Origin of the sequence: Streptomyces sp. YIM 130001 (assembly GCF_003574445.1) — a bacterium.
Lineage (GTDB): Bacteria > Actinomycetota > Actinomycetes > Streptomycetales > Streptomycetaceae > Streptomyces.
This window is the reverse complement of sequence record NZ_KZ984558.1, coordinates 167,794-182,125: the sequence shown is the minus strand read 5'-3', so window position 1 is coordinate 182,125 and position 14,332 is coordinate 167,794. Positions and strand designations below refer to the sequence as shown.

The 14,332-nt window shown below is 68.5% G+C and carries 11 protein-coding genes; all 11 read right to left on the bottom strand.

Translation table 11 applies throughout. The features are described from left to right. Positions 1-3: 3 nt before the first annotated feature. Positions 4-822, bottom strand: a complete 819-nt coding sequence (locus tag DSC45_RS20685; protein WP_240434757.1) for a carbohydrate ABC transporter permease — start codon at positions 820-822, stop codon at positions 4-6. Then, positions 819-1,763: a carbohydrate ABC transporter permease gene (locus DSC45_RS20680; RefSeq protein ID WP_119293108.1), complete on the bottom strand. Its 945-nt coding sequence runs from the start codon at positions 1,761-1,763 to the stop codon at positions 819-821. The genes DSC45_RS20685 and DSC45_RS20680 overlap by 4 nt, the downstream gene beginning before the upstream one ends. Further along, positions 1,760-3,082: an ABC transporter substrate-binding protein gene (locus tag DSC45_RS20675; RefSeq protein ID WP_240434756.1), complete on the bottom strand. Its 1,323-nt coding sequence runs from the start codon at positions 3,080-3,082 to the stop codon at positions 1,760-1,762. The genes DSC45_RS20680 and DSC45_RS20675 overlap by 4 nt, the downstream gene beginning before the upstream one ends. Positions 3,083-3,127: 45 nt before the next feature. After that, positions 3,128-5,629: a GH116 family glycosyl-hydrolase gene (locus tag DSC45_RS20670; protein WP_240434755.1), complete on the bottom strand. Its 2,502-nt coding sequence runs from the start codon at positions 5,627-5,629 to the stop codon at positions 3,128-3,130. 86 nt (positions 5,630-5,715) lie between these two features. Further along, positions 5,716-7,212 carry an FGGY-family carbohydrate kinase gene (locus DSC45_RS20665; protein ID WP_119293107.1) on the bottom strand — a complete coding sequence of 499 codons (1,497 nt, stop codon included), beginning with the start codon at positions 7,210-7,212 and terminating at the stop codon, positions 5,716-5,718. 48 nt (positions 7,213-7,260) lie between these two features. Then, complete coding sequence (locus DSC45_RS20660; RefSeq protein WP_119293105.1) at positions 7,261-8,289, bottom strand: substrate-binding domain-containing protein; 1,029 nt, start codon at positions 8,287-8,289, stop codon at positions 7,261-7,263. After that, positions 8,286-9,386, bottom strand: coding sequence for an ABC transporter permease (locus DSC45_RS20655; protein ID WP_119293103.1), 1,101 nt, complete (start codon positions 9,384-9,386; stop codon positions 8,286-8,288). Before DSC45_RS20655 ends, DSC45_RS20660 begins: the two co-directional genes overlap by 4 nt. Next, a complete protein-coding gene (locus DSC45_RS20650) occupies positions 9,379-11,013 on the bottom strand; it encodes a sugar ABC transporter ATP-binding protein (protein WP_119293101.1) in 1,635 nt (544 codons plus the stop codon). The genes DSC45_RS20655 and DSC45_RS20650 overlap by 8 nt, the downstream gene beginning before the upstream one ends. A 97-nt stretch (positions 11,014-11,110) precedes the next feature. After that, positions 11,111-12,529 (bottom strand): L-fucose/L-arabinose isomerase family protein, encoded by a 1,419-nt coding sequence (locus tag DSC45_RS20645; RefSeq protein WP_119293099.1) that lies wholly within the window; start codon positions 12,527-12,529, stop codon positions 11,111-11,113. 60 nt (positions 12,530-12,589) lie between these two features. Further along, complete coding sequence (locus DSC45_RS20640; protein WP_119293098.1) at positions 12,590-13,429, bottom strand: carbohydrate ABC transporter permease; 840 nt, start codon at positions 13,427-13,429, stop codon at positions 12,590-12,592. Beyond that, positions 13,419-14,303, bottom strand: coding sequence for a carbohydrate ABC transporter permease (locus DSC45_RS20635; RefSeq protein ID WP_240434754.1), 885 nt, complete (start codon positions 14,301-14,303; stop codon positions 13,419-13,421). The genes DSC45_RS20640 and DSC45_RS20635 overlap by 11 nt, the downstream gene beginning before the upstream one ends. Positions 14,304-14,332: the final 29 nt, after the last annotated feature.

Here is a 14,332-nt window from a genome sequence, read left to right as displayed (position 1 = left end):
TGCTCAGCCCCTCAGCCCGGCGGACGCGATGCTCGCCACGAAGCTGCGCTGGAAGGCGAGGAACAAGGCGAGCACGGGCAGTACGACCGCGGTGATCGCCGCGAACACGACCACCGACGAGCCCGACTGGCCGTTCTGCAGGGCGACGAGACCGATGGGCAGGGTCATGTGCTCGGGTGTGCTCAGGAAGATGAGTGGTCCGAAATAGTTGTTCCAGGACAGCTCGAACGTCAGGATCGTCATCGCGGCGAGTGCCGGACCGGACAGCGGCACGATCATGCGGAAGAGGATCCACAGATGGCCCGCCCCGTCGATCCGGGCCGCCTCGTCGAGTTCCCGCGGGATGGTGTTGAAGTACTGCCGCAGGAAGAAGACCGAGAAGACGTTGATCAGGGCGGGCAGCCAGAGTGCGGCGAGGGTGTCGACCAGGCCGAGGTTGCGCATCAGGACGAAGACCGGGATGACCGTCATCTGTACCGGCACCATGAGCGCGCTGAGCATGAGAAGGAAGAGTCCGTCGCGTCCGCGGAAGCTCAGCCGGGAGAAGGCGTACGCGGCGAGGACACTGACGAGCAGCGATCCGGCGGTCGAAATGACCGCCACCTGGAGGCTGTTGAGTGCCATCCGACCGAACGGGATCAGCTCGGGGATGCCGCCGAAATGGTCGAAGGTGAACGGCGCCGGCACCCACTCCGGCGGGATCGAGAAGGCCGACTTCTCCGGAGTGAGGCTCTGGCCCACCAGCCACACCAGGGGCGCCACCATGAGCAGCCCGACGACCAGTAGCACCGTGTTGATCACGGCTCCCGCTGCCTTGTTCACTGTTGGTGCACCCACTTCCTGGATCCCCAGAACTGCAGCAGCGTCACGGCCATCATCACGACGAACACCAGCAGCGAGACCGCCGAGGCGTAGCCGACCTGGAAGGACTCGAAGCCCTTCTGGTAGAGGTACATGACCACGGTCAACGTCGAGTCGTCCGGGCCGCCTTGGGGCGTGATGATCTGCACCGGATCGAAGATCTGGAACGCGCCGATGAACGTGATGACCGCGGCGAAGAAGATCGTCGGTGACATCAGCGGGATCGTCACGTGCCACAGGACCTGACGCCCGTCGGCTCCGTCGCAGCGCGCCGCCTCGACGAGTTCCTTCGGCACCGTCTGGAGCCCGGCGAGCATGATCACGAAGGTGAAGCCGATGGTGTGCCAGAAGTCGATGCCGATGATCGCGGGCAGCGCCCAGGCCGGGTCGGTGAACCAGTCCGGAGTGGTGATACCCACCTCGCCCGCGTAGTGCGTCACGATGCCGAAGGTCGGGTCGAGTACGTACTTCCAGAGCAGCGCGACGGCCGCCCAGGAGATGACGAACGGGAAGAACAGCGCGGTGCGGACGAAGTACGAAAGGGCCCTGCTCATCGCTCTGTTGACCGCGAGTGCGAGGAGCAGGCCACCGACCAGGTGGGTGACGACGGAGGCCAGGGCGAAGACGAAGGTGTTCGCGAGGGCCGTGTAGAGCAGCGGGTCGGAGAACATCCGGGTGAAGTTCTCGGTGCCGGTGAAGCGGGCCGGGGTGAGCATGTCCCACTGGAAGAAGCTCAGACCGATCGCGACGACGAACGGTCCGAGCACGAACACCAGGAACAGCAGCACGGCCGGGCTGACGAACGCGTATCCCACCCATCCGCGCCGCGGTCCGGCACGCCGCTCCCCGGGCTGTCCGTGCCGCCCGCCGCGCCGTACGGCAGGGGCGGCTGTGTCGGTCACAGCAGCCCGCTCAACTTGCTGTTCGCCGCCTCCAGCGCCTCGCGCACCGGCTTGGTGCCGGTGATGGCGGCCTGCCAGCCCTGTGTGACGGCGGCCTGCATCTGCGCGCCCTGGATCGGTGAGGGTATGGGTGCGCCGTAGCCGATCGCCTTGGGGAGCTCCCCGGTGCCTTCAGGTGCTTCGTCGGTGAAACTCGCGCTCTCGGCCACCGAGTTGCGGGCCGGTACGTTGGTGCCGCCGATGGAGGCGTAGAACTGCGAGGCGTCCTTGGTCATCAGCCACTTGAGGAACGTCCAGGCGGCCTGCTTCTTCTTGGACGCCTTCAGGATCGGCCAGCCGTCCCAGCCGACGGGCGAGCCCCGGCCGGCCTTCACCGGCCAGCTGACGATCCGCACCTTGTCGACCATCTCGAGCCGGCGCAGGTCGGCCGTCGGCCAGCGTCCGCCGCCGAGTGCGGCGAGTTTGTTCTTGGCGAGCTGCGCGCCCGCGTCGAAGGTGCCGCCGGGCTTGGGCGAGAGGCCGTCGTCGACGAGGCTCTTGACGAAGGCCGCCGCCTCGACGGCCTCCGGGGAGTCGTACGTTCCCTTGTCCCAGGCGCTGTTGAGGGTGCTGGTGCCGTTGGTGAGCAGCCACGGCAGGATGTCGACGAACGGGAAGCCGTAGCCGACCGGCAGCAGGAAGGCGCCGGTGCGTTCCTTGATCCGCAGTCCTGCCTGCCTGAAGTCGTCCCAGGTCCACTCCCCCGACGGCAGATCGACGCCGGCCTCGGCGAAGACCTCGGTGTTGAGGTACATGACGACGGTGTTGTAGCCGCCGGGGATGTAGTACGTGCGGCCGTCGTCGGTGGAGCCGTACTTCTGGGTCCAGCGGCGCAGCTTCGGGTCGACATCCGCGAAATAGGCGTCGACGGTCTTCTTGTCCTTGTCGATGTAGGCGTCGAGCGGTTCGAGGAGTCCCTTGGAGGCGAACAGGCGCTGGCCTTCCGTCGCGACCTGCACGATGTCGGGGACCTTGCCTCCGGCGATCTGGGTGGAGACGGTGTTGGCGAAGGTCGCCCAGTCCTTGGAGGCGATCCCGCGGGCCTTGACGCGGATCTTCGGGTGCGCCTTGTTGAACTCGTCGAAGAGGGCGTTGAACGACTTCTGCTGGGTGGCGTCGCCGAGGTAGATCAGGTTCAGGTCACCGGTGGCGGCCGAGCCTCCGCCATCGTCCGGTCCACCGCAGGCGGTGAGTGCGGAGGCCGCGGGGAGTGTGGCGGCGGCGGCCGACATGCGCAGCGCGCGGCGCCGGGTGAGGGGTGCCCGCTGGAAGGTGTGCATCGCTGGGTCTCCTGTCCTGGGTTGTCCCGGGGTTGCGCATGTGACTCATCCGCTGGGCCGCAGTACGAGCTCGTACGGTTCGCCTCCGTATCGGCCTGCGAACCGCGCGGTGCGTGCCTCGGTCACCTCCACGGTCCCGACGAGTGCGCCGGCGATGACCGGCCAGCGGCCGGGCAGCGGGTCGAGCGTGATGGTGCGGCTGCGGGCATCGACGACCGTGCGGGGCCAGGCGTGCAGGAGGCCGAAGGACGCCATCGAGCGGACGTAGTGGTTGCCGCATTCCACTTCGTTGAACGGGTTGCGGGTGCGGCCGGAGTAGCGGGCGCGCACGTCGTCGACGATGTGTTCGGCGAGGTCGTGCATCCCGTGGGTGGCGAGTGCGACGGCCGCCGTGTACTCCAGACCGGTCCATACCTCGTTGCAGTACGGGAAGGGGCGTTCGGGCCTGCCGCCGTGCGGATAGGTGCAGTTGAGCAGTCCGTGCTCGTCGCCGAGTGCGTAGCTGCGCAGGTGGTTGAAGTGGGAGTGGAACTCCGCGCGGTGGTTGTGCCGGACGATGCTGTGCAGGGCGGTGGTGACGTGCTCGGGGTCGAGCCGGTCGTCGAGGCCGCACAGGCGGGCCAGGGCGTGGCCGGCGAGCTGGTCGGTCATGCAGCCGGGGCCGATCTGCAGGTCCGGGTCGACGAGGTCGTCGGAGCCGACGTCGGGACTGTCGCCGTCGTAGCGGATGCGCAGCCCGTCGGCGATGCGGTCGGCGGTGCCCGGCGGGAGCACCGTGTGGGCGTAGTACTCGCCGTTGAAGAGTTCGGCGTCGGTGGCGGTGGCGCCGCGGGTCAGGAGTTCCTCGCAGTCGTCGGCGAAGGCGGTGTCACCGACGGCGCGGGCCATCTCGGCCGAGGCGGCGAGTGCGCCCAGGTACCAGGACTGGTTGATGCCGTTCGGGCCGTAGTACTCGACGTCCGATGTGCTGTGCTGGCAGCCCTCCAGCAGGCCGTCGCGGTCCGCGTCCCAGCCGAGCGGGATCCAGGTGAATTCCAGGGCTTTGCGGGCCCCGGGCCAGTACGCGGCGAGGAGGTCGTCGCGGCCGGTGAGCTGCCAGGTCCGGTGCAGGCGCAGCAGCGCGCCCAGTTGTCCGTCGGCGGCTGCGACCGGCCACTTGGTGCCCTCGGTGGCGAGGGGGAGGCCGGCGCGGAAGCTCATCTTCCCGCGCTCGTCGAGGCTGTGGACGAACTCGACCTCCCGCATCGTCCAGGCCAGGTCGGGGAAGAGCTGCTCGAGCGCGTACTGGTAGTTCCAGACATGGGTGCAGCTCCCGTGGCAGCTGCCGTGGTCGGTGTTGCCGCCCTCCCAGGCGAGAAAGGTGCCGTCGGCGATCCGGAAGCAGGTGGGCGACTTGAGTACGGCGGCGTTGGACAGGACGGCGTCCTGCACCGCTTCGGGGAGGTCGGATCCGGTGACCGTCTCCACGTAGCCGCGGGTTCGCCGCAGGTACTCGGGCAGTCGGGGCGCGGCGTGGCGTACGACGTCCGCGGCGTCGGTGAAGCGCGTCGTGTAGTGGTTGCCGACCAGCGGTCCGCCGTGGCCGTAGTCCGGTGGGCCCGCGAAGTGGTGGGTCCAGGCACGGCGGTTGGGGAAGTGCCAGGCGATCAGGAAGGTGAAGTCGGCGCAGGCACCGGGCGGGATCCGCCGGGTGACGACGAGGGAGCCGGTGGGCACACGGGCTCCCTCGCCGGGTGCCTCGAGCCGGCCGTCGTCTGCGAAGTCGTCCCAGAAGTCCAGGAGCGAGTCACCCCAGGAGCGGCGTGCCCAGGTCAACCGGTGCGAGGTGACCGGCCCGTCGACGGCGGCGAGGGCGAGGCTTCCGCGCGCCTCGTCGTCGGGGGCGACGGTGTCGCCGCATCGGCCCGCGAGTGTGGTGGTGTCGCCGCCGGAGTGGACGAGCGAGAAGGTGTTGCCCGGCGGGATACGCCCGTCCGGTCCGCGTCCGGCGATGTGCTGGAGGCTGCCGCAGACCGCGGCCTCGACCGTGCGGTCGGATGTGTTGTGCAGGCGGGTGCGGTGGATGAGAAGCGGGAGGCCGCTGGCTTCCGCGTCACCCGGCACGAAGGGGTTGTACGCGGACACCGTGGCCACGACGGGGAGTTCGGGGTCGGTGAGCAGGGCCTGGCCGAAGGGGTGGGCGGCGGCGAACTCGCCGTGCCGGAACCGGGGCAGTCCGTGCAGTGCGGAACGGCTGCCGTGCGGACCCTCGTACTCGTGCTCGAGGAGGGATGCCTCGAGGACGCGGGTGGTGACGCGCTCGCCGTCGTCCAGGCGCACCGAGAAGAAGCTGTCCGCCCCGGTTCCCTTCGCCGGGCGGTTGAACAACTCCCAGTCCAGGAGCTGGCCGCGGCCGCCGAACCCGATACACCCGGTGCCGATGCCGCCGACCGGCAGGACGATGTGGGCGCGGTCCTGGCCGCGGTAGTGACGCAGCCAGGGCCGGTCCGCGTCGAACGCGGCGGACTCCTCGCTGTATGGCTGGATCGGCTCCGAGCGCCTCTGCACGTCTCAAGTCCTCCGGTGGATGGCCCGGTTGCGGGCATGGGTGGGGTTCCGGTGGAAGATCTGCACCTGCGAGCCGGGGCCACCTCCTAGTTCGCGTCGGCGTGCTGGCGGGCGGCGAGGGCGTGTGCGGTGTCGCGGGTGGACAGGTAGAGGTCCAGGTAGTGGCCGTAGAGCTCCTCGTAGAGCGGGCCGCGGGAAGGGTCCGGTTCGACGACGGACTCCACGGGGTTCCACGATGCGATGTCACCCGGTTCCGCGAGGCCCGCGCCGACCGCCGCGAGGAAGGTGTCCCCGTAGGCGGCTCCGATGGTGTGGCGCGGGACCTGCTGGGGTTTGCCGGTGACGTCGGAGACGATCTGCGTCCAGAGTTCGCGGGCTCCGCCGCCGACCGCGATCAGCCGGTGCGGGTCGCCGCCCGCCTCGGTCACCGCGGTGAGGTTGTGGCGTACGCCGAAGGCGGTGCCCTCGAGGGCGGCCCGGTACAGGTGGCCCCGCCCATGACGCAACGTCAGACCGTGCACCACTCCCCGGGCGTCCGGGTCGAAGAGTGGCGACCGCTCCCCCGCGAAGTACGGCAGCATGAGCAACCCCTCGGCGCCGGGCGGGACTTGGGCCGCCTCGGAGACGAGGGTGGGATAGTCGGAGCCGGTCAGATCGCGCAGCCAGGCGGTGACCGCGCCCGACGTGGCCATGCCGCCGGCCAGGCAGTAGGTGCCGGGGAATGCGCCGGTGGTTCCCCAGAGTTTGGTGCTGGAGACCGGCTGGGCGGTGAAGTTCACGAGGAACATCGTGGTGCCGTACATCAGCATCAGGTCGCCCGGCCGGGTGGCGCCGACCGCCGTCGCCTCCGCCCATGCGTCGACGGTGCCGGCGACGACCGGGGTCCCGGCGGGGATGCCGGTGACGGCGGCGGCATCGGCGGTCACCTCGCCCACCACGTCGGCCGGCCAGACGAGTTCGGGCCATTCGAGACCCGGCGCGATCTCCTCGCACCAGTCCTCGATCCAGCTGTTGGTGTGCAGATCGTAGAGCGGCGTGCACTGGCTGGCCGAGTGGTGGTCGAGCACATAGGCGCCCGTGAGGCGGTGCGCGAGCCAGGAACTGGCCATGTACCAGCGGGAGGTGGCGCCGTAGATGTCGGGCTCGCGTTCGCGCAGCCACTGGAGTTTGGGGCCGATGGCCTGGCTGGTGAGGACGGAGCCGCAGCGGGCGGCGATGCGGTCCTGGCCGTAGCGCGCGGTCTGTGCGGCGATCTGGTCGCCGGCCCGGGTGTCGACTCCGTACAGGATCGCCGGGCGCAGTGGGGTGCCGGCCGCGCCGACGGGCAGCAGGCAGGGGCCGATGCCGCTGATGCCGAGCGCGCTCACGCGCTCGCCCGAGGCCGCCGCCGCGGTGGTCAACTCCCGTGCCAGCGCCACGAAGTCGGACCACCACACGCGTTCCGCGTCGTGCTCCACACGTCCGGGGAACGGAGTGTCGGTGGCGTGTTCGCGTACGGCCTGGGTGACCAGGGTGCCGTCAGGGCGGGTGAGGACGCCCTTGGACGAGGACGTGCCGATGTCGATGCCGAGGATCAGGGTCATGAAGGTCCCAAGGGGCTGGTGAGTGCGGGCTGACTCGGGCCGGCCGGATCAGCCGGTCTTCTTCGTCATGTCGTAACGGCCGTACACGTCCTCGGCGTTGGACTTGGTGATCTCGGTGGTGTCGAGGGTCTGCTTCTTCTCCACCTTCTTGCCCTCGGCCAGTTTCGCGGCCGTCTCGGCCGCCTCCTCGGCGCCGGTCGGGTAGAGGTAGGTGGCGATCATCTTGCCCTGCTGGACGGCGCGGATGCCGCCGTCGGGGATGGCGAGTCCGTCGATGCCGATGAACTTGATGTCCTTGGCCTTGCCCGCTCCGGACGCGGCGGACTGGGCGCCGATCGCCATCGGGTCGTTGTGCGAGTACACCAGGTCGATCTTCGTGCCGCGCTGCAGCCACTGCTGCATGATCTTCGTGCCTTCCGGCTGCAGCCATTTGCCCTCGCGCTGCTCGACCACCTTGATGTCGTCGTGGCCCTTCAGCGCGGCGGCGAATCCCTTGTGGCGCTGCTTCTGCGGGTCGGTGGAGAGCAGTCCGCGGATCTCGGCGACATTGCCGCCGTCCGGGAGCGCCTTGATGGCGGCCTCGCCGGCCTTCTTGCCGATCTGGAAGTTGTCACCGCCGATGAATGCGTCGTAGCAGTCGGTCTTGACGGCCCGGTCGAGGATGATGACCGGGATCTTCGCCTGGCAGGCCTGTTCGACGGCCGGGGTGAGCGGGTCGGGCTCGTTGGGCGAGACGATGAGGACGTCGACCTTCTGCTGGATGAACTGCTGTACCTGGCTGACCTGACGGGCGTTGTCCTGTTTGGCGTCGGCGATGGGCAGCAGCTTCAGGTTCTTGTGCCGCTTCACGTAGTACGCGAGCTGCTTGTTGAGCTGGGCCCGGTACGGCTCGGCGTTGTTGGCCTGGGCGTAGCCGATGGTGAAGGTGCCGTCGCCGTCCTTGCCGGACGAGCCCCCGCCGTCGTCGGTCTTCGATGCGCAGCCCGCGCAGAGGGCGGCGGAGGCGGCCAGGGCGGTCGCTGCGGCCAGGGCCTTCGCGGGACGTGGCGACTTTCCGGTGCGTGGTGTGAGGGTCATGCGGCGGAGTCCTTTCGAGCCGGGGTGAGTCGGTTCCGCAGGGTGCGCAGCAGCTCGGGGCGCTGCAGGACCACGGCGACGACGACGATGAGTCCCTTGATGACCAGCTGCCAGTTGTCGCTGACGGCATTCAGGCCGAGGACGTTGTCGAGCAGGGTGAGGATCAGGGCGCCGACGAAGGTGCCGATGATGGTGCCCTTGCCGCCGGCGAGCGAGGCGCCGCCGATGACGGCCGCGGCGATGGCGTCGAGTTCGTAGGTGTTTCCGGCCTGAGGGTCGGCTGACACCGAGTAGGCGGCGTCGATCGGGCCGGCGAATCCGGCGAGCATGCCGGAGAGGGTGAAGACGGCGATGACGACCAGGGTGACGTTGATGCCGGAGAGCCGGGCGGCCGTCGGGTTGCCGCCGACCGCGTAGATGTGCCGGCCGAAGGCGGTGCGCGACAGGATCAGGTGGAAGACGACGCACACGATGACGAAGGCGAGCACCGGGTAGTACACGCCGTCGGGTCCGAGGAATCCGACGCCGACGTTGTGTCCCGGCGTGCCGAGGCTCTGGAACGCCTCGGCGTTCTCGGTGAGTTTCCCGTCGGGCCCGGCGACGGTCGTGCCGACGGACTGGTTGTCGGACATCTGTCTGTCGAGGCCGCGGGCGATGGAGAGCATCGCGAGGGTCATCACGAACGACTGGATCCTCAGGACCGAGGTGCCGACGCCGTTGACGAAGCCGAAGGCCGCGCCGATCAGCATGCACAGCGGGACGATCTGCCACACGGGCATGTCGTGGTTGGCGACCATCATGGCCGAGGCCATCGAGGCGAAGCCGAGCAGGGAGCCGACCGACAGGTCGATGCCGGCGGTGAGGATGACGAGCGTGACACCGACGGCGAGGATGCCGCGGGAGGCGAAGTTGCCCACCGCGTTGGTGAGGTTGGTCTGGTCCAGGAAGGTGTCGCCCTGGGTGGCGATGCCGATGGCGACGATGAGGACGAGGCCGATGTAGCTCTGCAGCGAGCCGAGCCAGGGCAGCAGACGCTTCGCGCGGGTGCGCACGTCGGGGCCGTCGTTCTTCGCCTGATCGAGAAGGGTGTCAGTCATCCCGCCTCCCGTCGTCTGGGGCTTCCGTGTGCGTGATGCGGTGTTCCGCGATCACCGCTGCCTGTTCGTCCGTGACCGTCTCGCGGGCCATCGCGGCGGTGAGGATCGCTTCCTGGGTGGCCTCGGGTCCCTGCGCCGGGTCGCGGTGGAACTCGCCGGTGAGGCGGCCTTCGCAGAGCACCAGGATCCGGTCGCACATGCCGATGAGTTCCGGCAGTTCGGAGGAGACGGCGACGATGGCGGTGCCCTGGGCGGCGAGCCGGTCCATCAGGGCGTGGATCTCGGCCTTGGCGCCGACGTCGATGCCGCGGGTGGGTTCGTCCATGAGCAGCACACTGGGTTCGGTGAGCAGGCACCGGGCGAGTACGACCTTCTGCTGGTTGCCGCCGGAGAGGTCGCTCACCGTCGCCTCGAGACCCGGGGTCTTCACCTTCAGGCTCGTCACCTGGGCGGCGACATCGGCCCGTTCGCGTCTGCGGCTCAGGGTCCGCCAGGCTGTCCGGTAGCGGGCCAGGGCCGCCAGGGAGCCGTTGAAGCGCACGGTGTTGCCGAGGACGAGGCTCTGTTCCTTGCGGTCCTCGGCCACCAGGGCGAGCCCGCGGCGGATCGCCTGGCCCGGCGTACGAGGGTGGTACGGCTTGTCGTCGAGCGTGAACCTGCCTCGCACGCGCGGGCCGTAGTCGCCGAAGACGGCCTGCAGGACTTCGCTGCGCCCGGCGCCCATGAGTCCGGCGAGGCCGACGATCTCGCCGGCCCGCACCGTGAGGTCGATGCCGTGCAGGGAGGGCCCGCCGGACCGGTTCGGGTGGGTGAGGCCGTCGACCTGAAGGCGTACGGGTCCGTCGCTGTGCTGCTCGGGGCGGCGCGGGAAGAGTTCGCCGAGGGGCCGGCCGACCATCAGGCGGATCAGTTCGGCGCGGGTGGTGTCGGCCGTCGCGCGGTGGCCCGCGTGGGTGCCGTCGCGGAGCACGGTGACGGTGTCGGCGATGGCCTCCAGCTCCTCGAGCCGGTGGGAGATGTAGATGACGCCGACGCCCTGTGCGGTGAGGTCGCGGATGACGGCGAACAGGCTGCGTACCTCGGCGTCCGCGAGGGCGGAGGTCGGCTCGTCCATGACCAGGACGCGGACGTTCAGGCTGAGGGCCTTCGCGACCTCGATGAGTTGCTGCTCGGCGATCCGGCAGTCCTTGACGAGCCGGCGCGGCGGAGTATCGAGCCCGAGTCCCGCGAGCAGTTCCGCGGCCCGGCGGTCCATCGCCTTGCGGTCCACCGTGCCGCGGCCGGTTCGGGGCTCACGGCCGAGGAGGATGTTCTCGGCGGCGGAGAGTTCCGGGACCAGGTTGAGCTCCTGGTGGATCATGCCGATGCCGTGTCGGGCGGCGTCCTTGGGACGGTGGATGTCGACGCGCTCTCCGTCGCGTTCGATGACCCCTTCGTAGTCGGAGTGCACTCCGGCGAGGACGTTCATCAGGGTGGACTTCCCGGCACCGTTCTCGCCGAGCAGTGCCACCACCTCGCCGGAGTGCACGGTCAGGTCGACGCCCTTGAGGGCGCGTACGCCGGGGAAGGACTTGGCTATGCCGCGCATCGCGAGCAGCGGTGGCGCGGGCGGCACTTCGGTGGTCATGGCCGGATGGGCTCGCCTTCCGTGAGTCGGGGCGCGGGGCGGGCCCCGGTGAGGGGCTCCGCCCCGCGCGACGGGAGCTGGAGCGGGGGTGTGCGCTCTAGGCCGCGTCCCCGAAGCCGTCATAACGGATACCGAGTTGGTCGCAGACTGCGCGCAGGTCGGCGACGTGGTCGCCGGGCACGGCGTGGATGTGGTTGGACCCGAACCTGGTCAGGAACTCCTCGGCGGGTGCGTTCAGGCGGGCGAAGGCGTGCGGCCACTCCCAGGTGGAGGCGCGCATCATCTGCTCGTTGGTCGCGGCGTCGTAGTTCTCGAACGATCCGCGCATGACGTGCATGCGGTACTCGCTGTCGGCCCGGGTCAGTCGGGCGAAGGTGAGGTCGCCCGGGGCGGCGAGGTGTTGCACGGAGGCACCGCCGGCGGGGAAGTAGAACACCTCGGGCAGGAAGTTGACCTTGGCGAGGTTCTCCAGCGGGTCGTCGGAGCGGGCGGCGTACCAGGTGGCGTGCTGGCCGGAGTTGCAGAGGTCCCAGACGTCCTTGTCCTGGTGGTAGTGGCGCACGTCGGCGAACAGGACCGGGTCGCCGGTGAGCAGCTTCAGGAGCTGCATGGTGAGGGCGCCGTCCATGTCCGCCTCGGTGGCGGTGACATGGGTTTCCTTCGGCCCTTCCCAGTCGTAGGGGTCGTTCAGGAAGGCCTCGGCGACGTCCATGGTGGCGAAGTTGGCGGTGAGTTCGGGCTGGCCCTTGATGCCGGAGAAGTCCAGGTTCCATTCGGCGATGAGTTCCTTCATCGCGTAGTAGGAGCGGATCTGGCGTTCCAGGAGCTCCGGGGTGAGCCGGTCGCCGTCGTAGTGGACGCCCGCGGAGTTCTGTTCCAGCCAGAGGCGGCCCTGTTTGACCAGGGACGCGTCGGCGTTCTCGGCGCGGCGTACCACCTCCCACTGGTCGATCTCCTCGACGTCGACGCCGAAGATCTTCATCCACTGGTCGGTGTTGGCGGTGGCGGTGTACATCCCCATCGGGCGTCCGCCGATCCGGCCGAAGGTGGATCCGCGCAGGCCCTGGACGGCGGCGCCGGCCCTGACCTGGGAGAGGATGCGGCTGCGCGTGGCGGGGTCGTGCACGTCCCCCCAGGCGCGGGAGTGGACACGGCCTATCTGGTCGAGGCCACCGCCGCCGGCCAGCATGCCGACCATGCCCGGGTACTGCGGGTCGATGTTCGCGACCATCAGGATCGGTCCGGGTGTGGCCTCGGCGGCCAGCATGGTGAAGTGCGGGAAGGTCCACACCGAGTGGTGAAAGATCGTCAGATCCACGTGCTGGTCCGCGAGATGGCGGGCCTGGGAGGTGGCGAGGACGTTGGACTCGACGTGCTCGGGTGCGGTCACGACCTCGTGTCCGGCCTCGACCAGCATCGCTGCCAGTTCCCGGGCGGCGCGGGTCACGTGCTCACGTACGTCGCGCTGTACGTAGTCCCGGCCGTCGGAGATGGACAGCAGACCGATGCGTGCCATGTATGGCCTCCAAATGCGTGGTGGGTTTCGCGGCGGTGCCTGGTGCGGTGGCCGTCGGCGTCACTTCAGGCCGGAGGTCTTGATGGACTCGACCATCTGGCGCTGGAACACGACGAATACGGCGATCATGGGAATGGCGGCGACCATCGTGCCGGCCAGAATGTAGTTGTAGTTCGACGAACTCTGGCTGGCGAACTGGGCGATGGCCGTCTGGACGACCTGGAGCTTCGGGTCGGTGGTGACGACCAGGGGCCAGACGAACGCGTTCCAGTTCGCCAGGAAGAAGAAGATCGCCAAGGCCGAGAGAATGGGCCGGGACATCGGCAGGACGACGCTCCAGTAGACGCGCCAGTGACTGCATCCGTCGACGATCGCCGCTTCTTCGAGTTCACGCGGAAAGCCGAGATAGAACTGCCGGAGCAGGAAGATCCCGAACGCGTTGAAGATGGCGGGGACGATGAGCCCGGCATAACTGTCCAGCATCCCCATTTGGCGGACGACCATGAACAGCGGAATGAGTACGACGGGGGCGGTGATCAGCAGGGTGGCGAAGATCAGGGTAAAGATCTTCTCCCGGCCGGGAAAGCGCAGTCGGGCCAGCGCATAGGCCGCCATCGAGTGGAAGAAGAGAGCCACCACGGTGATGACGACGGAGACGAAGAAGCTGTTGAAGAGGTAGCGCCCGAAGTCGACCTCGGTGAAGACGTAGACGAAATTGTCGAAGGTGAAGTCGGTGGGGATGAGTTTTCCGTCGTTCACCGTGGCGCGGGTCTTGAACGAGGACGTGATCATCCACAGGAACGGGAAGATGGTCACGACCGACATCACGACCGCGAGTGCGGTGAGGCCGGCCCGGCCGGTGAACCGCCGGCGGGTGGCGACCGGATTGCTAGCGGTCATCGTCGAACCTCCCGCTCCCGGTCACCTTGAAGATGACGGCGGAGAACAGCACCATGACCAGGACGAGGAAAGAGCCCATCGCCGATGCGTAGCCGTACTCGCCGAATCCGAAGGCCTGGGTGTAGATGTAGTAGATCGCGAGCGAAGTGCCGTTCGCGGGACCGCCCGCCGTCATGGTGAAGATCAGGTCCAGGCCGCCGGTCATGGCGGCGACGGTGGACATGATGAGGACGAAGAAGCTGGTGGGTTTGAGCAACGGCCAGGTGATGGAACGGAATTGGGTCCATGGCCCGGCACCGTCGATCCGCGCCGCCTCGTAGTACTCCTTGGGGATTTCCTGCAGACCGGCGAGGAAAATGATCATGTAGTAGCCCATCATGACCCAGACCATGATGGCGATGACCGTGGCGAGTGCGAGGGTCGGTTCGCCGAGCCATGACTCGCCCTCCATTCCCAGGGCGCGTAGTGACTGGTTCACCACGCCCACCTGGTCGTCGAGCATGAATTTCCAGAGCAGACCGACGACGGCCAGGCTGATCATGTACGGCAGGAAGAGTGCGGTGCGGAAGAAGCCGTTACCGGGCAGCTGCTGCTTCATCAGTAGGCCGAGCGCGAGGCTGACGCAGAAGAGGACCGGCACGAGGACCACCACATAGATGCCGGTGATCTTCATCGACTCCCAGAACATCGGGTCCTGGAACATCCGCTCATAGTTGCCGAATCCGACCCATTCGTAGCTGCCGAATCCACTGACCTGGAAGAAGCCGAGAACGACGGAGAGCAGCATGGGAATTCCGACGAACAGCAGGAGCCCGAGACCGTCGGGGAGGATGAAGAGTCCGGCTGCCAGCCACTCCCGGTGCTTGCGGCTCATTCGCCGGCCGCCGGGGCTCGCCGGCGTGG